This is a genomic window from Rhizobium sp. BK008, from assembly GCF_014197345.1.
Classification (GTDB): domain Bacteria; phylum Pseudomonadota; class Alphaproteobacteria; order Rhizobiales; family Rhizobiaceae; genus Rhizobium; species Rhizobium anhuiense.
In genome coordinates this window covers 2291876-2315250 of sequence record NZ_JACIFK010000001.1, presented here as the reverse complement: position 1 = coordinate 2315250, position 23375 = coordinate 2291876, and the positions used below count along the sequence as shown (strand labels likewise).

The 23375-nt window shown below is 61.3% G+C and carries 23 protein-coding genes; 17 read left to right on the top strand and 6 right to left on the bottom strand.

What is annotated here, in order from left to right:
- Nucleotides 1–5: 5 nt before the first annotated feature.
- The gene (locus FHT69_RS11395) at nucleotides 6–911 is read right to left on the bottom strand and encodes a DMT family transporter (RefSeq protein ID WP_048338694.1); all 906 of its coding nucleotides are present in this window, start codon (nucleotides 909–911) and stop codon (nucleotides 6–8) included.
- A gap of 95 nt (nucleotides 912–1006) precedes the next feature.
- Between FHT69_RS11395 and FHT69_RS11390 the strand changes: the two genes are divergently transcribed.
- Nucleotides 1007–1528: an Lrp/AsnC family transcriptional regulator gene (locus FHT69_RS11390; RefSeq protein WP_174824460.1), complete on the top strand. Its 522-nt coding sequence runs from the start codon at nucleotides 1007–1009 to the stop codon at nucleotides 1526–1528.
- Between the two features lie 27 nt (nucleotides 1529–1555).
- Here FHT69_RS11390 and mgtE read toward each other — a convergent pair whose 3' ends face one another.
- Together mgtE and FHT69_RS11380 are read right to left on the bottom strand one after the other, a co-directional pair.
- Entirely contained in the window at nucleotides 1556–2929 is a 1374-nt protein-coding gene (gene mgtE, locus FHT69_RS11385) for a magnesium transporter (RefSeq protein WP_048338692.1), read from the bottom strand.
- Nucleotides 2930–3240: 311 nt separating this feature from the next.
- Nucleotides 3241–4254: a zinc-binding alcohol dehydrogenase family protein gene (locus FHT69_RS11380; protein WP_183903985.1), complete on the bottom strand. Its 1014-nt coding sequence runs from the start codon at nucleotides 4252–4254 to the stop codon at nucleotides 3241–3243.
- A 103-nt stretch (nucleotides 4255–4357) separates the two neighbouring features.
- On the opposite strand from FHT69_RS11380, the gene FHT69_RS11375 reads away from it, so the two are divergent.
- Nucleotides 4358–4795 carry a winged helix-turn-helix transcriptional regulator gene (locus tag FHT69_RS11375; protein ID WP_052215230.1) on the top strand — a complete coding sequence of 146 codons (438 nt, stop codon included), beginning with the start codon at nucleotides 4358–4360 and terminating at the stop codon, nucleotides 4793–4795.
- On the opposite strand, the gene FHT69_RS11370 is transcribed toward FHT69_RS11375, so the two are convergent.
- Nucleotides 4721–5947, bottom strand: coding sequence for an MFS transporter (locus FHT69_RS11370; RefSeq protein WP_183905343.1), 1227 nt, complete (start codon nucleotides 5945–5947; stop codon nucleotides 4721–4723). The two genes, FHT69_RS11375 and FHT69_RS11370, sit on opposite strands and share 75 nt — an antisense overlap.
- A gap of 300 nt (nucleotides 5948–6247) precedes the next feature.
- Here FHT69_RS11370 and FHT69_RS11365 point away from each other — a divergent pair, with 300 nt between their 5' ends.
- Entirely contained in the window at nucleotides 6248–7192 is a 945-nt protein-coding gene (locus FHT69_RS11365; RefSeq protein ID WP_047616159.1) for a diacylglycerol/lipid kinase family protein, read from the top strand.
- Between the two features lie 19 nt (nucleotides 7193–7211).
- Here the strand turns inward: FHT69_RS11365 and FHT69_RS11360 are convergent, their stop codons facing one another.
- Nucleotides 7212–8564, bottom strand: a complete 1353-nt coding sequence (locus tag FHT69_RS11360; RefSeq protein WP_097594999.1) for a glutamine synthetase family protein — start codon at nucleotides 8562–8564, stop codon at nucleotides 7212–7214.
- An 81-nt stretch (nucleotides 8565–8645) separates the two neighbouring features.
- Here FHT69_RS11360 and FHT69_RS11355 point away from each other — a divergent pair, with 81 nt between their 5' ends.
- On the top strand, nucleotides 8646–10013 hold the full coding sequence (locus FHT69_RS11355; RefSeq protein WP_097595000.1) for an aspartate aminotransferase family protein: 1368 nt from the start codon (nucleotides 8646–8648) through the stop codon (nucleotides 10011–10013).
- Between the two features lie 252 nt (nucleotides 10014–10265).
- Here the strand turns inward: FHT69_RS11355 and FHT69_RS11350 are convergent, their stop codons facing one another.
- Entirely contained in the window at nucleotides 10266–10790 is a 525-nt protein-coding gene (locus FHT69_RS11350; RefSeq protein ID WP_132574688.1) for a prepilin peptidase, read from the bottom strand.
- A 258-nt stretch (nucleotides 10791–11048) separates the two neighbouring features.
- Between FHT69_RS11350 and FHT69_RS11345 the strand changes: the two genes are divergently transcribed.
- From FHT69_RS11345 to FHT69_RS11285, 13 genes are all read left to right on the top strand, one after another.
- A complete protein-coding gene (locus FHT69_RS11345) occupies nucleotides 11049–11246 on the top strand; it encodes a Flp family type IVb pilin (protein WP_018241340.1) in 198 nt (65 codons plus the stop codon).
- 99 nt (nucleotides 11247–11345) lie between these two features.
- Complete coding sequence (cpaB, locus tag FHT69_RS11340) at nucleotides 11346–12263, top strand: Flp pilus assembly protein CpaB (protein WP_048338686.1); 918 nt, start codon at nucleotides 11346–11348, stop codon at nucleotides 12261–12263.
- A 56-nt stretch (nucleotides 12264–12319) separates the two neighbouring features.
- On the top strand, nucleotides 12320–13807 hold the full coding sequence (locus FHT69_RS11335) for a type II and III secretion system protein family protein (RefSeq protein ID WP_048338685.1): 1488 nt from the start codon (nucleotides 12320–12322) through the stop codon (nucleotides 13805–13807).
- Entirely contained in the window at nucleotides 13791–14096 is a 306-nt protein-coding gene (locus FHT69_RS11330; protein WP_048338684.1) for a hypothetical protein, read from the top strand. The genes FHT69_RS11335 and FHT69_RS11330 overlap by 17 nt, the downstream gene beginning before the upstream one ends.
- Nucleotides 14097–14189: 93 nt before the next feature.
- Nucleotides 14190–15791, top strand: coding sequence for a TadE/TadG family type IV pilus assembly protein (locus FHT69_RS11325; RefSeq protein ID WP_183905342.1), 1602 nt, complete (start codon nucleotides 14190–14192; stop codon nucleotides 15789–15791).
- Nucleotides 15788–16267: a TadE/TadG family type IV pilus assembly protein gene (locus FHT69_RS11320; RefSeq protein WP_048338682.1), complete on the top strand. Its 480-nt coding sequence runs from the start codon at nucleotides 15788–15790 to the stop codon at nucleotides 16265–16267. Before FHT69_RS11325 ends, FHT69_RS11320 begins: the two co-directional genes overlap by 4 nt.
- Nucleotides 16261–16887, top strand: coding sequence for a TadE/TadG family type IV pilus assembly protein (locus FHT69_RS11315; protein WP_048338681.1), 627 nt, complete (start codon nucleotides 16261–16263; stop codon nucleotides 16885–16887). Before FHT69_RS11320 ends, FHT69_RS11315 begins: the two co-directional genes overlap by 7 nt.
- A 28-nt stretch (nucleotides 16888–16915) precedes the next feature.
- On the top strand, nucleotides 16916–18058 hold the full coding sequence (locus tag FHT69_RS11310; protein ID WP_132574690.1) for a pilus assembly protein: 1143 nt from the start codon (nucleotides 16916–16918) through the stop codon (nucleotides 18056–18058).
- Entirely contained in the window at nucleotides 18055–18627 is a 573-nt protein-coding gene (locus tag FHT69_RS11305; RefSeq protein WP_132574692.1) for a L,D-transpeptidase, read from the top strand. The genes FHT69_RS11310 and FHT69_RS11305 overlap by 4 nt, the downstream gene beginning before the upstream one ends.
- Nucleotides 18628–18646: 19 nt before the next feature.
- Entirely contained in the window at nucleotides 18647–20095 is a 1449-nt protein-coding gene (locus FHT69_RS11300; protein WP_047616183.1) for a CpaF family protein, read from the top strand.
- Nucleotides 20092–21045: a type II secretion system F family protein gene (locus tag FHT69_RS11295; protein ID WP_183905341.1), complete on the top strand. Its 954-nt coding sequence runs from the start codon at nucleotides 20092–20094 to the stop codon at nucleotides 21043–21045. The genes FHT69_RS11300 and FHT69_RS11295 overlap by 4 nt, the downstream gene beginning before the upstream one ends.
- Nucleotides 21046–21052: 7 nt before the next feature.
- Nucleotides 21053–21997, top strand: coding sequence for a type II secretion system F family protein (locus FHT69_RS11290; protein ID WP_132574696.1), 945 nt, complete (start codon nucleotides 21053–21055; stop codon nucleotides 21995–21997).
- 15 nt (nucleotides 21998–22012) lie between these two features.
- Nucleotides 22013–23317, top strand: a complete 1305-nt coding sequence (locus FHT69_RS11285) for an AAA family ATPase (RefSeq protein WP_132574698.1) — start codon at nucleotides 22013–22015, stop codon at nucleotides 23315–23317.
- Nucleotides 23318–23375: the final 58 nt, after the last annotated feature.

The following is a 23375-nucleotide window of genomic DNA, read 5'->3' as shown; positions in this document are numbered from 1 at the left end:
GATGGTCAATGGCGCGGCGCGGCAATACCCGTCGAAAGCGCCACCCCGATGCCGGTGATCACCGCGGCGCTGATTTCGGTGATGCCGATCGCTTCGCCGAGCAGGAATCCGCCGCCGAGGGTTGCGAGCACCGGTGTCAGCGCCGTGAAGGCGGCGGCCTGCGTTCCGCCGAGTGTTCTGACGGCGGTGCCATAAGCCAGCATGGCGATCAGGCCGGACAGAATGCCCTGGCTCAGCACCTGCAGGCCGATATCCGGGAGAGAAGCCTGCGGCAGTGAGATGCCGAAGACAAGGGCAAGCGCGCCCATGATCAGGAAGGACCAGACGGCGATCAGGGCGCTCGCCTGTACGGCGGTCAGGCCGGAGCGGCGGAAGGCATGTGTATAGCTTGCCCACAAAACGGCGCCGGCCGGCAGCAACACGAAGCTCGTCCAGGGCAGCGAGGCGTCCGCAAGGCTCTGCGTCAGCAGGATCAGTACTCCGGCGATGATCGCGGCGAGCCCGGCGATGCGCGTGCTGTCAGGTCTTTCGCGAAACAGCGCAATGCCGATCAGCGCCGCAGCGAGCGGCATCGAGCCGCCGAGCAGAATGCCTGAAGAGGCGGCGGGCGTCGAATGGATTGCCAGCGTGGTCAGCAGGAAGAAGACGGCGCCGGAACCGGCGACCATGATCGCCAGCAGGTGGAGCGGCAGGGCCTTCGGCAGCAGTCCCGTCTTCAGCCAGACGGGTGCAAGCACCAGCGCCGGAATTCCGAAGCGGATCAGTCCGATGTCGATCGAGCCGAGTGGCGTTGCGGCGCTGTGGCGGGTGACGAGAAACCATGTCGCCCAGATCAACACGGTCAGAGTGCCGCTGGCATAGCCCAACGCCTGCGACGGCGACTTGTCGTTCGTAAATGCAATGGTGGTCATCGTCCTGTCCTTTCTCTCGTCCGGAGCCTCTCCGGTTGAGAAAAGACTAGCGCTAGAGGGCAGGGCATGTCCTTGCTATCTCTGGCTCTAAAATCATGCTAGACGCAATCTTCTGCCAATCCGTGCCGACAGGGATCGCGAAAATGCCAAATCTCGATAAATTCGATATTGCCATCCTGAAGTGCCTGCAGGAGGATGCGCGCGCCACCAATGTCGAGATCGCCGAGAAGGTGAACCTTTCACCGTCGCCCTGCCTGCGCCGCATCCGCAATCTCGAACGCTCCGGCGTCATCCGCGGCTATACGGCCGATATCGATCGCAAGGAGGTCGGTCTCGGCTTGACCGTCTTCGTCGAATTCAAGGTCGTCCATCACAGCCGCGAAAATTCCGAGGCGCAGCAGAAGGCGCTGCTCGCCATCCCCGAGATCGTCTCCTGCTTCCTGATTTCGGGCACGGCCGATTTCCTCGCCGAAGTGGTGGTGGAGGATCTCGCCGCCTACGAACGGCTTCTGACGGAAACGCTGCTGACGCTGCCGAATGTCAGCGACATCCGCTCCAACTTCGCCATCCGCAGCATCAAGACGCATGGGCCGTTGAAGCTGCCCGAGGGGAAATAATTCTCCTCGGGCTTGCCGTTTTGGGCGCTACAGCAGCGTTCCGCTGAGGATGAGTAGCGCCACCGAGAAGTAGATGACGAGCCCGGTGACGTCGACCAGCGTGGCGACGAAGGGGGCCGAGGCGCTGGCCGGATCGAGCCGGAGTTTCTGCAGCACGAAGGGCAGCATCGAGCCGCAGATCGAGCCGAAGGTGACGATCCCGATCAAGGCGGCGAATACCGTGACGGCGACCATCTGCCAGTGCGGGCCGTAATCGTAGAGCCCGGCCGACTGCCAGAAGACGATGCGGACGAAGCCGACCAGGCCGAGGATCGCGCCGAGCACGATGCCGGTCGGCAGCTCGCGCAACAGCACCTTCCACCAGTCGGAAAGCTTCAGCTCGCCGAGCGCCAGGGCCCGGATGATCAGCGAGGTCGCCTGCGAACCGGAATTGCCGCCGGAGCTCATGATCAGCGGGATGAACAGCGTCAGCACCACGGCCTTTTCCAGCTCGCCTTCGAAATGCTGCATGGCGCTTGCCGTCAGCATTTCGCCGAGGAAGAGCGCGGCGAGCCAGCCGGCGCGCTTGCGGATCATGCCGGCGAAGCTGATCTTCATGTAGGGCTGGCCGAGGGCTTCCATGCCGCCGAACTTCTGCGCGGCTTCCGTCGTGTCCGATATCATCGTGTCGATCACGTCGTCGACGGTGACGATGCCGAGCACCTGCCCATGTTCGTCAATGACGGGCAGGGCGAGCAGGTCGTGCTTGCGGATCAGCCGGGCGACATCTTCCTGCTTCATCAGCGGGTCGGCCGAAACCGGCGCACCCTTCTGCGCCACCGTGAGGATCGAAGCCTCCGGCTCGCCGGTGATGAGCCGGCGCAGCGTCACCACATGCATGAGCGCGTGGCTGATCTCGTCGAGCACGTAGATGGCATAGACGGTCTCGCGCGAGCGTTCGACCTGCCGCACATGGTCGAGCGTCTGGGCAACGGTCCAGCTGTCAGGCACGCTGACGAACTCGGTCGTCATGATGCCGCCGGCCGTGCGTGGCGGATAGCCCATCAGGTGCTGGATCGCGATGCGCACCGGCTCGTCGAGGCTGGAGAACAGCCGGGCGCGAGTCTCGCCGTCGAGTTCGAGCAGCACGTCGGCGACGCGGTCGTTGGACATGCCGTGCAGCAGCCGTGCGGCGTCCTCCGCGCTGATCAGTGCAAGGATCTGTGCAGCGTTGCGAAGCTCCGGCCGGTCGAGAATGTTGACGGCATAGTCCAGCGGCATGCCGGTGAGCACACGCCCGGCATCCTGGACGGCGAGCGCGTTCAACGCATCGACGCGTTCGGCGATCGTTGCGCCGCGGCTGTTGTTGATGAAGGCACGGGCGGCATGGCCTGCCCGAAGAGGGAAGCGATTGATATTCATGTGAGGCTCGCCTTTCCGTCGATCCGCCGTAGCGTCCGATCGGGCGAGCCGACAGGAGTCGGTCAGCGCACGAGGGCCGCCTACGGCAAAGGCAATCGACTGCTACTGTCGCTTGGCATCGTGAAGATGGCTCCGTTGAAATCCGTGGCCGACAGGTGTCGGTCACGTGTTTGCTAGGTGGTCCCGAACGCGGAAAAAGTCAAGCGGGGTCAATGCTTAACGCCAGAATGTCGCACCCCGCGATGCGGCACTCCGGACGGGGATGGTTTGTACGACCTTGCGGAACCGAAACATCGGCCCTGCTGGCGATCTCAGAATCCTGCAAGCACCGCCTTGCCCTTCATCCTGCCGCTTTCGACCATGGCATGCGCCTTCTTGAGATTGGCAGCACTGATCGGCCCGACGATCTCCGAAAGCGTAGTGCGAATCTTTCCGGCGTCGACGAGTTCGGAAACCTTGTTCAGCAGCTTGTGCTGCTCGATCATGTCAGGCGTGCCGTAGAGCGGGCGGGTGAACATCAGTTCCCAATGAACGGAGATGGCTTTGCGCTTTAAGGGCACGATGTCGAGCGTCTTCGGGTCGTCGATCAGCGCGAAGCGGCCCTGCGGCGCAATCGCTTCGACGATGTCGCCGATATGGCTGTCGGTATTGGTGGTCGAGAAGATGAATCCCGGCGCGCCGATGCCGAGCGCTGCCACCTGAGGCGCGATCGGTTTGGAATGGTCGACGACGTGATGCGCGCCGAGTTCCTTCACCCAACCCTGCGTTTCCGGCCGCGACGCGGTCGCGATCACGGTGAGATCGGTCAGGGCCCGGGCGATCTGGATGGCGATCGAGCCGACGCCGCCAGCGCCACCGACGATCAGGATGGAGCGTGCCGCTCCCGACACTGCGTCCTGTACCTTCAGCCGGTCGAACAGGGCTTCGTAGGCTGTGATCGAGGTCAGCGGCAGGGCGGCCGCGGCCGCGAAATCCAGGCTCTTCGGTTTGGCGCCGACGATGCGCTCGTCGACGAGATGGAATTCGGCATTGCTGCCCGGGCGGCTGATGACGCCGGAGTAGAATACTTCGTCGCCTGGCCGGAACAGCGTGACCTCTGCGCCAACAGCCTTGACGATACCGGCGGCGTCCCAGCCGAGCACCTTAAGCTCGTCAGCGGGTGGTGCGGAATGGGCGCGGACCTTCACATCGACGGGATTGACCGAAATGGCCTTTATTTCGACGAGCAGATCGTGACCCTTGGCCTCCGGCATCGGCAGTTCGACATCGATCAGCGAGGTCTCGGCGGAAATCGGTTGGGGCGTTTTATAAGCGACGGCGCGCATGGGAGACTCCTGTGTTAATTGCACGGAAGCTAGATGCGCACTATGTTCTGACAACGCAAGAATGCACAAATTCTGTACGTAGTACCCAAAAGGATACCGTAAAATGTCATTGCCGCGCGCCAAGCTCGTCACGAACTTTCCCGGGTGCCCGGTCGAGGCGACGCTGACTTACCTCGATGGGAAGTGGAAGGGCGTGATCCTCTTTCATCTGATGGAAGGAACCCTGCGTTTCAACGAACTGCGCCGCAAACTGCCGGCCGTGACCCAGCGCATGCTGACCAAGCAACTGCGCGAACTGGAAGAGTCCGGTCTGGTGTCGCGCACCGTCTTTCCGGTGGTGCCGCCGCGCGTCGAATATGCAATGACGCCGCTCGGCATGACGCTGAAGCCGGTCATTCGAGCGCTCGCAGCATGGGGCGATGATTATGTCTTCTGCAGCCCGGAAGGCCGCGAGTTGCGCATGGCCTCAGACGGCCTGCGCGCTCCGGCTGCGGCGCTCGAGGTGGAACGAGGCTGCAAACACGAAGAGGCCGAGGAATGAGAGCGCTGCGCCGACATAACCGGTTGCCGCAAAACCGTAACCCCAGGCGATGACGAGGCCGCCGAGCCAGGCGCCGATCGCATTGGCGATGTTGAAGGCGGAATGGTTGGAAGCGGCGGCAAGCGTCTGCGCATCGGCGGCGACATCCATCAGCCGCGTCTGCAGCGCCGGGCCGGCGGCAAAACCGCAGCCGACGAGGAAGACGCAAAGGCCGAGCATATAGGGGTTGGCGGCGGTCAGCGAAAAGGTGGTCAGCACGACAATGTTATAGACCAACGACCCGCCGATCGTGCCGAGCAGCGACTTGTCGGCGAGCCACGAGCCGATGAAATTGCCTGCGTTCATGCCGACGCCGAAGAGAACAAGCATGATCGGGACCGCACTTTCCGGCAGCATCGCCACTGCAGTCGTCGTCGAGGCGATATAGCTGAACATCGCGAACATGCCGCCATAACCGACGGCGGCGATGCCGAGCGTCAGCCACACTTGCGGCCGGCGGAAGGCGCCGAGTTCGCGCAGGAACCCCGCTTCCTCGGAAACCTGGTCCTTCGGAACGTAGAACCAGATCAGCGCCACAGTGAGCAGGCCGAGTACGCCGACCGACAAAAACGCCACCTGCCAGTCGAGCGACTGGCCAAAGAACGTCGTCAGCGGCGTGCCGAGGAGGGTAGCGACCGTCAGGCCGAGCATGACGCGGCCGACGGCACGGGCGCGGCGGTGCACCGGCACCATCGAGGCGGCCACAAGAGCCGCGACGCCGAAATAGGCGCCATGCGGCAGGCCGCTGATGAAACGCAGCAGGGTGAAGGTCTCGAAGGTCGGCGCCATGGCGCTTGATATATTGCCGGCGGCAAAGATCAGCATCAGGGTCAGGAGCAGCGTGCGGCGCGCCATCTTCGCGGCGAGCACGGCGATGACGGGTGCGCCGACGACGACGCCGAGCGCATAGGCGCTGATGACGTAGCCGGCCTGCGGTGTGGTGACCGAGAAAGTCTCGGCGACATTGGGCAGCAGCCCCATGATCGCAAACTCGCCGGTGCCGATGCCGAAGCCGCCGCAGGCGAGCGCCAGTTGCACCAGCGCCACGGTCGTTGTCGACGGCAGCTCTTCATCGCGGCTATCGACGGAAATATTGACGGCAATCTCACTCACGAGAGCTCCTCGAGGCGGTTTCTGCTTGGAAATGGCCCTTGGCGCAGGCGCGGCCGCGAGCCGATCGTAAAATGGCGGGAGGTGGAGACCCATGTCCCCGATACTTCATCTATCCCTAACGTTCAGGCTGGCGTCGAGTGCATTTTTTGCAGTGCAGCGTCCTGCTATGTGCATACGTCTATTGCAAATTTTGCATTTCTGTCATTTCTGCGGGGAAGCGGTGGCGCTTGAAATCGCCATGATCGCAACCATCTGATGGACAAAGGCAGGATTATCTCCACGCCAGGGACTGGAGCCCTTATGAAGCTTGTAGGCTTTTTCAATCGCGACGGCGGTACCTTCAAGACCACCGACATGCTGGCCTACGAAAAGAGGGCAGAGGCGGCTTTCCGCGAAGCGGGGCACGATTTCGATGCTATCGTCTTCTCCGGAAAGGAAATCATTCCCGCCATGGAGCGAGCGGCCAAGCGGGACGATATCGACGGGATCGTCGCCGGCGGCGGCGATGGCACGATTTCGGCGGCGGCCTCGATCGCCTGGAAAAACGGCATTGCGCTCGGTGTCGTGCCTGCGGGCACGATGAACCTCTTTGCCCGCTCGTTGCGTGTGCCTCTCGACATCTGGCAGGCGCTCGATGTGCTCGCCACCGGCGAGATCGACAATGTCGATATCGCCAGCGCCAACGGCCGGCCCTTCATCCACCAGTTTTCCGCCGGCCTGCATGCCCGCATGGTGCGCTACCGCAACGCTTACAGCTATCGCTCGCGGCTCGGCAAGATCCGGGCGAGCACGAAGGCGGCCTTGGGCGTCGTGTTCAATCCGCCGGAATTCGAGGTCGATTTCGAGGCGGCCGGCATGAGGGAGCGTCGCAGGGTGTCGGCGATTTCAGTCTCCAACAACCCCTTCGGCGAAAATGCGCTGCTCTATGCCGATAATCTCACAAGCGGCGAACTCGGCTTCTACACGGCAAATCCGCTGAAGCCTCTGGGTGTCGCCCGTCTCGCCATCGATATGCTGCGCGGCAAGTTCCGCGAGAATGCCGACGTCATGGTGATGCACCCGGCCGAAGTGCACCTGCATTTCCCGAAACTGCGCTTCAAGGCCAATTGCGTCATGGACGGTGAGTTGCTGCCACTCGAACGCGATGTCTCGATCCGGCTGCATCCGGGCGAATTGAAGGTTCTCGTCAAGCAGGGTCTTGCGGCGCAGGTGCACGCCAGCGAACGCCGCGAGCCCGCCGCGTAAGTCGGCGGCCGCGTAGATTTCAGAGCCGCGGCAGGTAGGTGCGATAGTCGAAATCCGAGACGGTGCGCAGATGCGCCAGCGCTTCCTTGCGCTTGGTGTCGCCATAGAGCGCCTGATACCGGGCGCCGAAGATATCGGCGATGAAGGGCGAGGTGCGGAAGCTTTCGACGGCGCTCAGGAAATCATGCGTCAGGCGTGCGGTATTCGCCGGCATGTGCGACGGCGTCGTCTCTTCGCCGGGGTCGAGTTCGTCGTCGAGACCGGTGAGCATGCCGCCAAGGATCGCCGCGAGCAGCAGATAGGGATTGGCGTCGGCGCCGGCGACGCGATGTTCGATGCGTGCAGCCGGCCCGTCCTTGTCGGGTATGCGGATCGCCGTGCCGCGATGGCCGCTGCCCCAGGTCAGATCGACCGGTGCGAACGAGCCCGGCTGGAACCGCCGGTAGGAATTGGCGAAGGGCGCGAAGATCAGCTGCGCCTCGCGCATGGTGTTAAGCAGGCCTGCCGTCACCGATTTGAGCCGCTTCGGCTCGCCGCCTTCGGCATCGAGGATGTTGCGGCCCTGGCCGTCGATGATGCTCGCATGCACATGCAGGCCGGAGCCGGCATGTTCGGAATAGGGCTTGGCCATGCAAGTCGATTTCAGCCCGTGCCGGCGCGCCGCCTGCTCGGCGATGCGCTTGAGATAGAGGCAATCGTCGGCGGCTGCCAGCGCATCGGGGCGGTGCAGCAGGTTGACCTCGAACTGGCCCGGGCCGAACTCCGCCGTCGTCGCATCCGCCGGCAGCCCCTGCGCCCTCGCATAGGCCCTCAGCGTTTTGAGATAATCGTCGAGCGCGTCGACGGCGCTCATGTCGTAAAGTTGGAAACCGTTCGGCTCGCCGCGATAGGTCAGGCTTTCGGGCGGGGCGGGGCGTCCGGTCTCGCGCCAGTCTCCCGCCATCACGTAGAATTCCAGCTCGGTCGCCACCACTGGCGTCAGGCCGCGCGAGGCATAGCGCTCCAGCACCGAGGCGAGGATGGCGCGCGGGTCCATGAAGCTCGGGCTGCCGTCGAATTCGTGCATGCTGGCGAGCACCTGCATCGAGCCTTCGGGCGCCCAGGGCATCGGCGCCAGGCTGCGCCGGTCGGCAACGAGCATGCCGTCGGGATCGCCGATCGTCAGCGACAGGCCGGTGATGTCGTCATTGTCGTCGCCCCAGATGTCGAGCGATTGCGTCGAGGTCGGCAGGCGGATGTCTCCGGACCAGATCTTGCTTTCGGCGCCGATCGGAAGCTGCTTGCCGCGCAGGTCGCCGTTCATGCCGACGATCAGGACCTCGAAACGCGGGTCGCCGCCTTCGGCCGTGCCGTCCATCCTGTCGCTCGCCATGACCTTGAAAATCCTCCGGGACAAGGCCAAGCTCCTAACCCATCGACATCAGCCTTTCAATCCGCGAGGGTCTTTACCACCATGCCCGATAGCTACCCGCCCTCGAACCTTGCGGCGATCGACGCCGCGCACCACCTGCATCCCTTCGCCGACATGAAGAAGCTGAATGCCGAAGGCACGCGCATCATCCAGCGCGGCGAGGGCGTCCACATCTTCGACAATCACGGCAGGAAATATCTCGACGGCTTCGCCGGCCTCTGGTGTGTCAATATCGGCTATGGCCGCCGGGAGATCACTGACGCCGTCGCCAGACAGATGAACGAGCTGCCCTATTACAACACCTTCTTCGGCACGACCTCGACGCCGACGACGCTGCTGGCGCAGAAGGTCGCCTCCCATGCCGGCGCCCGTTTCAACCATATCTTCTTCACCGGCTCCGGCTCGGAGGCCAACGACACCTGGTTCCGCATGGCCCGGGTCTATTGGAGCGCCGTCGGTAAGCCGTCGAAGAAGATCGTGATCTCGAGGAAGAACGGCTATCACGGCTCGACCGTCGCCGGTGCCAGCCTCGGCGGCATGAAATACATGCACGAACAGGGCGACCTGCCGATATCAGGCATCGTCCATATCGGCCAGCCCTACTGGTACGGCGAGGGCGGCGATCTCTCGCCCGCCGAATTCGGTCTCAAAGTCGCGCGCGAGCTCGAAGCGAAGATCGACGAGCTGGGCGAGGAGAATGTCGCAGCCTTCGTCGCCGAGCCGGTGCAGGGCGCCGCCGGCGTCATCATCCCGCCCGAGACTTACTGGCCGGAGATCGATCGGATCTGCAAGGCGCGCAATATTCTGTTGGTGACCGACGAGGTGATCTGCGGCTTCGGCCGGCTGGGCGCCTGGTTCGGCCACCAGTATTTCGGCGTCGAGCCCGATCTGGCGCCGATTGCCAAGGGGCTCTCCTCCGGTTACCTGCCGATCGGTGGCGTGCTCGTCAGCGACCGCATCGCCGATGTGCTGATCAACGAGGTCGGCGAGTTCAATCACGGCTTCACCTATTCCGGTCACCCGGTCTGTGCGGCCGCCGCACTCGAAAACCTGCGCATCATCGAGGAGGAAAGACTGGTCGAACGCGTGCGCGACGATATCGGTCCCTATTTCGGCACGGCCTGGGCAGTGCTCGCCGAACATGATCTCGTCGGAGAAGCCGTCAGCATCGGCCTGATGGGCGGCCTGCAGCTTGCCGCCGAGAAAAGCACGCGCACCCGTTATGCCAAGCCCGATCAGGTCGGTGCGCTGGTGCGCAACCACGCGCTGGCGAACGGCCTCGTGCTGCGCGCCACCGGCGACCGCATGCTGGCCTCGCCGCCGCTCGTCATCAGCCATGCGGAGGTGGACGAGATAGCAAGGATTACCAAGCTGGCGCTGGACGCGGCCTGGAAGGAGCTGAAGTCCTGATGCCGTTCAGCCCCGCTGGTTGACCCAGGCTTAACCGAAACGGTAGCTGCCGCCGCCACGCCCATAGAAATAGGGCAAGTCGACCACTGAGAGCTCAGGTGCGGCTACGCCGAGATTGCCTAGAGCCATTGAATCATGGCTGGTGGCGGCGCTTCGCTTCGACCCACCGGTCGAAGATCCGTGGCCGCAGGCGCGCAACATCCTGCTTTGGCAATGGGGCGGTTGCGAGGAAGCGGCTGTGCCGATGCCAGGTCACTGCTGTCGGATAATGGGCAAAGCCAAGGTGAGGAGCGCGGCGAAAACCATGACGACGCCATAGGGCACCTTCCGGCTCGCCCGGATTTCCTCCACACGCATGAAAAAGGCGAGATGTGCGACGGGCAGCGGCACCGGCAGCCGCAGGACCAGGAGCGTCACGATGCCGAGGACGAGGAGCAAAAACGAAAACGGCAGCATTCCGTGCCATCCGATAAAAAGGCCGATCGGCAGGAAAAGCTTGGCGTCTCCTGCGCCAAACAGCCGGAGCCCCCAGAGCATCACCCCCAGCATGAACATCAGCAGGCCGGCGCCGACGTCGCCGCCAATTCCGCTCGAAGCAAATAGCGCAGCACCGACGTCCTGTGAGCCAAGTATCACGGCCGCCGCGCGCAATGCATAAAGTGCAATCAATGCGAGCACTATCGAGTTGGGGATCTTCCATGTGCGGAAATCGGTCCATGCGGCATAGAGAAAAAGAAATACCGAAAGCGAACTAATGACATGGATTACTTGCAGCATGGTATTCAACCTTTTGGGCTACTATAGTCGGGTCTTTAAGTCGTATTCCAATAAATCCAGACGAGTGCGTCAGTTTTTACAAATGGCTCCGGGACTTTGGTCTTAACCATAAAGTATAGATGCCGAACGCCTCCGTATAAAACAATTGACTAAATTAGTCTTAAGAGATTATTAATATTCCCAGTCGAAGGGGCGGTCTCGACGACAAGGTGGCCGGGGGAAATTACGGCGCACAACTTATCTGGGAGGAAATTCTCGATGAAAGCCTTTGTAAATAGCGTACGCGCTTTCGCGCGGGAAGAAGACGGCGTCGCACTCACGGAATACCTCATTCTGCTTGCCTTGCTGGTTGGCGGCGTGATCACAGCGGTGACACTGGCCGGCACCAACTTGGCTACCGTTTGGAACGGCTGGGCAGGCTGGTTTACAACCAACCTGACCGCCCCAGCAGCCTGATACTGGCGTTCGAAGAAGCGAGGGGTTTTTGTTAACCCCTCTCTTCTAAATTAGAATTAATGAATGGATGCGTTCCGTCCAGTGTAGCGAGTAACCGCGATGCGTTCGTCAACGATTTTAAGTCTCGTTATTGCGTTTGTCCTCGCAGCAGCAGCAGTTTTCGGCATGCGCGAGTATCTCTCCGATCAGAAGGCTCGGCTGCTGGCGATGAACGGCATGAAGGCCGAGGAACGGACACTCGTTGTCGCCGCCAAGCCAATGCGCTTCGGCGACCGGATCCGATCCGAAAATCTCAGGGCCATTCCGTGGCCCTCGAATGAAACACCCGCAGGCTCGTTCGTCAGCATCGAGGCGGTCGTCGGCAGCGATGCCCAGCCGCGTTATGCCATGGCGGCGATCGACCCTGGCGAGCCGGTGCTATCCTCGAAAATCACTGGTACCGGCGAACGCGCCACGCTGTCGGCGGCCCTCGACCAGGGCATGAAGGCAGTTTCCATCCGCGTCAACGATGTGCTCGGCGTTGCCGGCTTCGTCAGGCCTTCCGATCGCGTCGACGTGCTTCTGACGCGGGTAGTGCGCGGGCCGGCCGGCAACGATCAGACCTTCGTCGACGTGTTGCTGCAAGGCGTCAAGGTGCTGGCGGTGGACCAGACGGCGGACGAGCGCAAGGACGAGCCATCCGTCGTGAAAACCGTGACCTTTGAGGTCACGACCGATGAGGCGCAGCGCCTGACCCTCGGCTCCAGTATCGGCACGCTCTCACTGGCGCTTCGCAATATTGCCTCTTCCTCTGTCGAGCAAACCCGACCGATCACCGTCGCCGACCTCGGTGGCGGGGCGATGGCGACGGAGCTCGGCAATGATCTGGAAAAGAATAAGTTGCCAGAACCCGAAAAACAAGTGCAGATTGTGGAGGAAAAGGTCGAACCGGTGTTGCCGGTCGAGCCGAAGTGGGTGACGGTGGGGGTCTGGAACACGACGAAGCGCGAGGAGCACCGAGTCGGCCTGATCCAGTGATGTTTATGCGGCCTGCCGCAGGTGCGGCCAGCCGAAGGAGGGGGGCTAAAGCAGGCATGGCGAACGGCAAGAGACGAATCGCAAGGACCAAAAGCCTTGCGGCACTGGCGGCAGTGTTTTCGGCCTGTGTGTGTTTGGGGCCCGGATTTGTCGGCTGCGCCAACGCACAGGAAAAGTCGGTCACCCTCGGCAAATCGGTCCAGCATGTGACGTTGCCTCCGAACGAGACGCTGACGCTCAATACCGGCCAGCCCTTCGGCGATCTCGTCATCGGCAGCGCCGATATGATCGACGTGGTGCCGCTTTCCGACCGGTCGCTGTTCATCCGCGGCAAGAAGACCGGCGCCACCAATATCTCGGTCTATGGCGACGACAAATCGCTTCTCGGCGTCATCGACATCCGCGTTGCCAACGATTTCACCGAAGTCGCCGCCGCCATTCGCTCTGCTGCGCCCTCGGCCCGGGTTACCGTGGTCAACTCCAACGATCGCATTCGCCTGACAGGCATGGTTCGTGACGGCGTCGAATTGCAGCGGGTGATGGAAATCGCCCAGTCCTATTCCGAGCAGCCGGTGCTGAACCAGTTGCGCGTCAGCGACAGCCAGCAGGTGATGCTGGAGGTTCGTGTCATCGAAGCCTCGCGCCAGACGGGTCGGGACCTCGGGATCGGTTGGTCCGGGCATGGCAACAACGGCATCGGCAAGGCAACGACCAGCCAGGGTATCACCGTGGACGATAACGGCAACCTGGCCCGTAGCCTCCTTGACCCCAAGGGTGCGGCAACGGGTATGCTGCCCTTCGGCCAGTTGATCGCCAAGGTGCTGGAAATCTCCGGCGGCCGTATCGACGTTGTCATCAATGCGCTCGAGCAGAAGGGATTGGTGCGTCGTCTGGCTCAGCCGAACCTCATCGCAATGAGCGGCTCGACCGCCAGCTTCCATGCCGGCGGTGAAGTGCCGATCCTGAAGACGACGAACAACGGCACGACAGTCGCCACCGAGACGGACTATCGCCCCTTTGGTGTGCGGCTGACCTTCAAGCCGGTGGTGCTTGACGACGGCGTCATCAATCTGGAGATCGAGCCTGAGGTTTCCGAGCTTGATCCGTCGATCAACGTCAACGGCAATCCAGGTTTCATCTCGCGTGCTGCGAGCACCACGGTAGCGCTTCGCGACGGCCAGAGCTTTGCCATGGCGGGCTTGCTGCAGTCGATCAATGCCAAAGACATCCAGCAACTGCCGGGCCTCGGGAAGATACCGATCCTCGGCGCATTGTTCCGTTCGACGAGTTTCCAGAAGAAGGAATCCGACCTCGTCATCGTCGTCACCCCGCACATAGTCCGACCGGCTCGCCCGGGCGAGGACCTCTACAGTCCGCTCGACCAGACGCGTTCGTCCAACGACGTCGAGCTCTTCGCGCTCGGTGTCTTGGAAGTCGACAAGGACATGCTCCGACGCTTTCGCAATGGCGTAGGCGTGACTGGGCCCTATGGCCATCGTCTCGACCTGAACCAGGGAGTCCAAGCCGTTGCTACAAAACGCTAAGCGCGTCCTTCTCGTCCTTGCCGCCGCCGGCCTCGTTTCCGGCTGTGCCGACTACATGAACCATCGCGATACGATCACCTTCGGGGCCGGCAACGCCATGGAAGCAAACAAGGCCATCCATACCGAGGACCCGTTCCCGCCGGAGGCCCAGCGAACCCGTATCGCAAGCGATGGCAAGGTAATTCGCAGGGCGGTCACTCAGTATCAGAACGGTGGGGTGGGCGTTATTCAGCCGTCGCCGGCCATGGAGGCCAATGGGGCGTCCAGTGGGGCCACCGTCAGCCAGTAGCTGTCGAAAGGCATGAACGGCGGCAGCGCGCCGGAAGGGGAAATGCACGAAACAGGGTCGTCACGGCGATAGCGCCGCGATGGGGGTATGCCAATGCTGAGCAGGGTTATCAGACGGTTCTGGAACGATCATCGTGGCTATGTCATCGCCTTGACGCTCATTGCCATGCCGATGCTTCTCGGCTTTTCGCTGCTGATCATCGATGTCGGCCGCAGCAGCAACCTGCATACCGATCTCCAGAACGCGGTCGATGCGATGGCGCTGGCCGGAGCCCGCGAACTCGATGGCCGCGATGATGCCATTTCGAGAGCGCAGACGGCGATCGAAAAAATCGCCAATAGCGCGGCATTTTCCGGGGGCGGGACCGGCATGTCGCTTGGCTCGCATATTACCGTGGCCTATGACGCCGGCAACGATGCCGGGAGCACGGTCACCGTGCTTTTTCTGAAGAGCATCCCGGCCAACGACGATACGCCCATCCCGTCTTCGATGGAAACGACCACGGCCAGCGAAGCGTCCTACGCCTGGGTCATCGCCAAGCCGCAGGCGATGACGACGATCTTTCCGATCCCGGTTGGCTTCACCCGCGATACGATCAACATCTCTGCCGACGCCGTGGCGGTATACCACGCCAGCGCCTGCGACGTGACGCCGATCTTTATCTGCAATCCGTTCGAGCCGGCGGGCAATACGAGTGAAAGCGCCAGCGAAGCTGCAGCCGCGGCCCTGCACACCAATTTTGCGGCCGGCAATCTCTACGGGCGACAGATCGAGCTTCACAGCACCTCGGCGTCCAATCCCGGTCCCGGCAATTTCGGGTTCCTGCGGACCCCCTTGGGCAATGGTGCGTCCGTGCTGGCGGAGGCTCTTGCCACCGGCAATCCCGGTACCTGCTACACGCAGGACAGCCTTGATACGGAGACCGGCGCAAAGGCGGGGCCAGTCGAGGACGGCGTCAATACGCGCTTCGGTTTTTACTCCTCGTCGTTCAACAAGGCAAACGGCGATTATCGTTACCGACCCGCCCAAAACGTGCGCTCCGCCCAGACGATCACCGGTAAGGGAAAGAAGGGTTGCGATACTTACAATCCGGTCATGGCCGGAGCCGTTGTCGGCGATGCCACCAAGGCTTTGCCGCTCGGCTACGGGGCGTCCATGACCTCGCTTGCCGGCGGCAAGATCAGCAGCAGCAACAATTGGCAGTACATGACATATTGGAATGTCGCGCAGGGAACGGCCGCGCCCTCGGTGAGCACAGTCCTCGGCAGCCACTCCAGTTATCCGGCGCCGACCGGAACACCAAACCAACCCTCTGCTTACGATGTTTATCGTTACGAGTTGGCAAACCCGTCTCTCATCAGCCATGCCTCGGCCAATGGTGAGACCGGAACACCGGCAACCGGCGGCCAGTGCTATACCGGCCCGGACCTTTCGAACTATACGGCGGCCGAATACGGTGATCGCCGCGAGATCTTCTCAGCCATCGTCAATTGCGGCTATGAAGCCTCGGTCGGCCATTTGAACGGTCACAAGGCCACGCGTGCCGTGGCCTTCGCGCGCATGTTCCTGACCAAGCCGGCGATAAAGGATGCCGGCGAACGATACCTTTCCCTGGAGATGATCGACATCACCGGCAAGGGTGGTCGCGGTACGCTGGACGAATTCCTGCGGGAAGAAGCGGAGTTGGTCAGATGATGGCGCTCTGCAACTTTGTCAGGCATCGGCTTTGCCTCGGCTTCTGGCGGCGGGAGGAAGGCGCGGTGCTTGCCGAAGCGCTGCTCGCCATCCCCTTTGTGACGCTCTTTGCGGCGGGGATACTGGAGTTTGGCAGCATCTTCTGGGAGCGTATGCAGATCGACGCAGGCTTGCGCGATGCGGGGCGTTACCTTTCGCGATGCCGGCCGGTGTCGGGAACCTATGTGCCGACATGCAATCAGGCGACTGCGAAGACGATCGCCTTTTACGGAACGCAAACACCTGCGGCAGGCGCTATACCCCGCGTCCCCGGCTGGAAGGACGCTGCCGACATCACCATCACTGCACCCGATGCGGATGGGAATATCACCGTTTCCACTGCTCATCTCTACGAGACCTCGCCGGTGTTCGGCTTTCTCGGAATCAGTGCCATCACGATCAGTTCCTCCCACGAAGAGAGATATATCGGATGGTGACCTCTAGGGCGATCAAGACATTCTGGCAGGATAGCAATGGTGCGATCCTTGTCGAAGCATTGCTGACCTTTCCGATCGTCATGCTGGTATTCGCCGCCTTCATCGAGTTCGGCTATGCCATGTCGCAGTGGAACCAGACGGTCAAGGCACTGCAATATGGTGCCCGTTTGGCCGCTGTATCCGATCCGCTGACGACGAATTTCACTGCCGTTTTCCCAATCGAAGCTGCCAATCCGCTCAACAATGGCAAAGCGGCCCCGAACGATGCCACGATATCCTCAACCTGCGGACCGGCTCTAGCGAACTGCAGCACGGCGGCATTGAACCGGATCGTCCTGGGAAGCGACGGCGTTTGCAACGCGGGAACTGATCCTCACCCCGGCATTTGCGACCTCAATTGGCGCATCACGCCGGATAAGCTGATGGTCACCTATCAGCGATCCGGGCTCGGCTATTGGGGCCGGCCGGACGGGCCCGTGCTGACGATGCGGTTGGAGGTGCGCAATATCACCTTCGATCTGCCGATCCTCGGCGGGCTGTTGGGACTGAACGACGTCACCATCCCGGCCCATCCGGTGACGATCACGACGGAAGATCTAAAGACGTGCTCAACCTGCTGACTCCTTAAATTATGCGTAGGAAAGCGAAATGACAGCTCACATGAACATTGCCGCATCCACCAAGATCCTGGTTCTCTCCGACGACGCGGCTGCAGCGAGCTTCATGCTCGATACGTTCGGGTCGCTTTCGCGTTACGATGTCCGCCATCTCTCGCTGAAGGCGCTTGTAGAAAAGGGCCGTTTCGATCCGACGCAATTCAACCTGATCGTTCTCGACGTCGACAATGGGAACTTGCTGCACCAGCCGGAGCTTTTCGCGTTTCGCGCCAGCTATCGGGACATTCCGCTCGTCGTCGTTTCCGAAGACCTGCCTGACGATATGCTGCGGCTGCTCTTCCGCCTGAACGGCAATGACTGGCTGAAGAAGCCGCTCGAGCGCCGCGCCTTGATCGACATGATTTCGACCCATGCGCCAGGCACCGGGGCCAGCGACAGCCGGGTGCATGCCGTGGTCTCGGCCGTCGGCGGCGCGGGCGCCAGCATGATCGCTTCGTCGCTTGCGCATGTGCTGGCCCAGCCGACCAAGAATTCCACGCCGCGGATCGACTTGTTCGACACGGATTTCTGCTCCGGGGCGCTTGGCTATTATCTCAACCTCGTCAACGACTACGACTTGAAACCCGTCATCGCCAATCCTTCACGGGTCGATCTGGAATTCATCGATCTGGTCCGAAAGCGTCATTCGGGGGGCTTTTCACTGCTGTCCTTCAAGCAGCCATCAGTTCTTCTGGCGCCGAAGGGCCGTGAACTCGTGCTGCGTATGCTCGACGTGGCCGCCTTCGAGAGCGATCACACGATCATCGACGTTCCCTATTATGACACGCCGTGGAAATACGAGGTGCTCGCGTCGGTCAACAGTATCTGCATCGTCACCGAAATGACGGTCCCTGCGCTTTCTCAAGCCAAGGATTTGTTTGCCAATCTCGTACGGCTGCGTGGCAGTTCGGATCAGATATTCATCGTCATCAACAAATACCGCGCCAAGCTTTTCGGGCTCGGCCTGCGCCGACAACAAACGGAAAAGATCTTCAAGGAGATCCCGACGCATGTCATTGCGGATGACTGGGATACTTTGAGCGAGGCTGTCAACCGCGGCGTGCTGCCATTTCAGGTGAATTCCCGGGCGCGCTTCTGCGGCGCGGTCGGTAAACTTGGAGCACTGGTGCGATGACGGCGATCGACAGTAGGCGCATAAGGTCCCGCGCCGCCGATGTTGCTCTGGCGGTTTTGGCAATTCTGGCCGTTGCCGGGGATGCCGCGGCAGCCGGGCTTGTGCCGCGAAGCCTTGGGCCGACGACAGCCGCCGTGGTGACGATCGAAAAAAGCTATGCGGCTGGGACAATCGTCATCGTCAGCGGCAATCGTACGCTGGATCTCGTCATCTCCGAAGGACGCGCGATCCGCTACAAAATCGGCGTCGGACGAGACGGATTTCGCTGGAGCGGCACCGTCAAGGTTGGACGCAAGGCAGAGTGGCCTGACTGGCGCCCGCCTGCCGAGATGAAGGCGCGCGCAGCCGGACTTCCGGACCTGGTACCGGCCGGTCCGCTCAATCCATTGGGTGCTCGCGGGATCTATCTCTACAAGGGCGGGACCGACACGCTCTACCGCATTCATGGAACGAACGAGCAGTCGACGGTCGGCGGTTTCGCGTCATCGGGCTGTTTTCGCATGAGCAATGCCGACGTCATCGATCTCTATGAGAGGGTGAAAGTCGGTTCCACGGTCATTGTAAAATAAGAGTTCAGGGGCGGGAAACATGGCGAACGGTATCATCGGGCGTTTCTACAAGCAGCGGGAGCCGGAAAGCCGCGAAGATCTGGAGGCGGCCGAACTGTCTTTGGTCGGCGCAGTTGAAAACATGCCTGCCCAACCGGCCTCCGACAGCGCCACGGCGAGTGGCGAAGAGGCTTCGTTCGGGCCGGACATGGTTTCCGAGCGGGTCAATCTGCACCGCTACCTGCTCGATCGCATCAACCTCGGGATCCTCGACACGCTCGACAACGAGGAGATCGCGACCGAGATCCGGCCGTTGGTTAAAGACTATATCCGGAACAACAACTTTCCGCTGAATGCCAAGGAAATCAATGATCTGATCCGCGATATCACCGACGAGATGCTCGGGCTTGGACCGATCGAGCCGCTGCTGGCCGACGACACAATTGCTGATATTCTCATCAACGGCTACAACAGCGTCTATGTCGAGCGGAGCGGCAAGCTCGAAGGCACCGCCGTGCGGTTCAAAGACGAGGACCACCTGCTTCGGGTGATCAACAAGATCGTCTCGGCGGTCGGCCGCCGTGTCGACGAGTCAACGCCGATGGTTGACGCCCGCCTCAAGGATGGCTCGCGTGTCAACGTCGCCATCCGGCCGATCTCGGTCGATGGACCGCTCGTTTCCATTCGCAAATTCACACGCAAGCCGCTGACGATGGAGCGTCTGGTGCAATATGGCGCCATGGCCGATGCGATGCGCGTCCTGCTCAGCGCCGCGGTCAAGGGCAAGGTGTCCATGGTCATTTCAGGCGGCACGGGTTCCGGCAAGACCACGTTGCTCAACGCTCTCTCGTCGCAGATTTCTCCAAGGGAGCGCCTGATCACCATCGAGGATGCGGCCGAGCTTCAACTGCAGCAGCCACATGTCGGGCGTCTGGAAACCCGGCCGCCGACGCTCGACGGGCGCAACGAGATCCGGCAACGCGAGCTTTTGAAAAACGCCCTGCGCATGCGTCCCGACCGCATCATCGTCGGCGAAGTGCGCGGCGACGAGGCGTTCGACATGCTGCAGGCGATGAATACCGGTCACGAGGGGTCGATGACGACCATTCACGCCAACACGCCGCGCGACGCCGTCGGTCGGCTTGAGCAGATGGTCGGCATGGCAGGGATGCCGATGTCGCAGTTGAGCATTCGCTCGCAGATCTCCTCCGCCATCACCATGATCGTACAGGTCCAGCGCCTGAGCGACGGCAGCCGCAAGGTCGTCTCGATTTCCGAGATCACCGGCATGGAGGGCGAAGTCGTGCAGATGCAGGAGATTATGAAATTCAAGAAAACCGGCACCGACGAAGGCGGGCGGATCCATGGAGAATTCCGCGCCACCGGCATCCGGCCGCGGTTCGTTGAGGAATTTGCCGAACTCGGGATCGAGATCCCTGTGGCGATTTTTGATCCCGGCAAACCGCTGCAGACGGGACCTGTCCAATGACCCTGACGCTCCTTTACGCCGCCGTTTTCACCGCTGCCCTTGTTGCGGTCGAAGCAATCATGCGCAACTACTTCAAGAGCACGGAACGACACCGCGCCGTGAACCATCGGCTGAGCTTGCTCGAGGTCAGCGATGATCATCGCAAGACCTATAGCGATATGCTGAAGGAGCGCGGGGCCGGCGGCGGTTGGCGGCAAACCCCTATCATGCAGCGGCTGCTGCAGTTCTACGCCCAGTCGGGAATCAAGTTCGATGCCAGGCGATTTGCTCTCTTCGCGATCGCTGGCGCCCTTTTGACGTGGCTGGCCGCGGGGTTCCTCGTGCCGAGCCCTCTGTTCAGGATCCCCGTCTTTTTCCTGATCTGTCTCCTCATCCCCGCGCTCGTCGTCTGGCGCGCCCGGGCGCGCCGCATGAGAAAATTCGAACTGAAGCTTCCTGAAGCGCTCGATGTCGCCAATCGCAGCCTGGCCGCCGGCCACCCGCTGCCGGCGGCGATTTCTTTGGTGGCACGCGAGATGCCTGATCCGATCGGCACCGAGTTCGGCCTCCTCTCGGACGAACTCACCTACGGCGTGACGCTGGACGATGCCCTTGTGAACTTGGCGGACCGGGTCGGCGTCGAGGATCTGAACCTGCTTGCGATATCGCTCAGCGTACAGGCCGGAACCGGCGGAAACCTCGTGGAGATCCTGCAGAACCTTTCGAAGACGCTGCGCGACCGGTATATGCTGAAGGCAAAGGTCAAGGCGATTTCCTCGGAAGGACGCATCACCGCGATCTTCATGTCGCTCTATCCGTTCCTGCTTTACGCGATGATCAAGGCGTTGTCGCCGACCTACTTCGATCCCGTCTGGGATAGCGGCCACGGAACCATGGTGGTGAGCGTGCTGCTGGCCGTCATGGCGATCGGGAATGTCATTCTCTACAAGATGGTCAACTTCGAGTACTGAGGCTGTTATGTCGAGTGAGTATGGAATTTACCTCATCGTCTTCTTCGCAGTGCTGATCTTTTCCGCAGCAGCATCGGAATTGTTTTTTCGACAGCGCGAGGTCTCGGTCCGGGTGTCGAAGAGCTCGGCGGCAACAGGCGATGAGTTCCACCTTGGCGATACGACGATTGCCGATCTCGGCGAGGCGGAAAACCGCCTGATCCGTCGCTATTTCGAGATTACGCGACGTGACACCAATGTGAACTCCACCCAGAACCGGCTGATCCGGGCGGGGTATTTCGCTGCCGGGGCCGTGACCACCTTCCAAGTGATTCGCGCGGTGGTCTGTATCGGCATGCTGGTCGCGGCGGTCTGGGCCCTGAACCGGTTCGCGCCTGATATGTCGCAGATGGTGACGCTGATCCTTGGCATGTTTGCTGCGGGTGCGACCTTTATTCTGGTCAACATCTATATCGACCGGCGCGGTGCCGCCAAGGAGAGAGAGTACCGCCGCCTCTTTCCCGATTTCATGGATATGCTGATCGTCTGCCTCGATGCGGGGATGAGCATCGAGGCGGCGGCGAACCGCGTTGCCCGGGAATTCGTTGCCAAGCGGCAGGACTTCGGCCTGCATCTCTCGATCATGATGCTGGAGGTGCGAGGCGGCCGGCGATTGCGCGAAGCGCTCGCCAACCTTGCCATCCGCCTGAGGATCGACGAGGCCCGGGCCCTTTCCGTTCTGTTCCGCCAATCGGAGGAACTCGGGACCAGCGTAACGCAGACGTTGCGGGTCTACTGCAAGGAAATGCGCGACCTGCGTATTGTGCGCGCGGAGGAAAAGGCAAACGCCCTGCCGGTCAAGATGCTGCTGCCGCTCGGCGCATTCCTTTTTCCGGTAAGCCTCGTCATCGTTCTTGTACCCGTTGTTATCCGTGTCCTCAATCTTCTCATCGGCATGAAACCCGGCGGTTGAGCCAAGCGAGGTCGTATGCAGTATTCGCTCGAACAGAATCGTAACGAGGCTAGAATTAGTCTCGATCCGCGTATGCCCATGGCACCGGCAAGCATAGAACAAGCCGGACTGGATCCGTCGTTCCTGCTTCGGCTGGCCTCAAAATGCGCGGCCGAACAGGATACGACCACGGCATCTCATCTGGCTGACCGCATGAAATTGCCGAAAGTGATCATCAATATCCTGATCAAGGAACTCGTGAAACTCGCCTATCTCGAGGCTCGCGGCTTGGCTGGTGAGGATGTGCGATCCGATATTCGATATGCGCTTTCCATGAAGGGGTTCGAATATGCCCACGCGGCGTCGCGTCAAAGCCAATATGTCGGGCCGGCGCCGGTGTCGCTCGACGCGTTCTGCCGGCAAGTCGGTTTGCAGTCCATCCATTACGAGCGCGTGACCCCAGAGCGGCTGAACGACAGCCTTGACGGGCTGGTGCTCTCAGACGCCCTGGTTGAAAAGCTCGGCCCGGCCATCAACTCCGGTCGCTCTATCCTGCTTTATGGACCGCCCGGCAACGGAAAGACGAGCATCGCCGAGCGGACGTCGCAACTGTTTCGCCAAACGATCTGGGTGCCATATGCCATCGAGGTCGGCGGCCATGTCATTAGTTTCTATGACGAAGCGGTGCATCACCCCGTATCGGAGGCTGACACGGAATCTCATCCGAAAGCGGATCAACGATGGATCGAATGCCGCCGTCCGGTGATCAAGACGGGCGGGGAATTGACCCTCGATCAGCTCGATCTCACCTTCAACGAAGGACCGAATGTCTATGAAGCGCCCATACACTTAAAGGCATCAGGCGGTGTTTTCATCATCGACGACTTCGGACGCCAACAAGTGGCGCCGCAGGCGCTCATCAATCGCTGGATTGTGCCGCTCGAGCGCGGATATGACTTCCTGACGCTGCACACCGGCAAGAAGTTCAAGGTTCCCTTTGACGAGCTGGTGGTATTTTCGACGAATATCGCACCGAAGGACCTTTCCGACGAGGCGGGCTTGCGGCGACTCAAGTACAAGATCTTTGTGAACACGCCGTCGCGCGACGAATATATCAGAATCTTCAAATCCTATGCCAGCGGCACCGGATTGGCTGTCTGCGATCCTGACCTGAACCTGTTCTATGATCGCAAGTACAGCAGCGATGTGCCGGCGTCTTGCTATCATCCGAAATACCTTCTGGATTTCGTCGGTTCTTACTGTGATTTCAATGGCATAGATAGAAATGCATCGCTCGAAATGCTCGAACGGGCATGGGAAGGCGTGTTTACATCGGAATGATTGCGCACTTGCCGCCGATCGCGGCCAGGTAGATTTGATGACTTACGGGGGAGTAAAC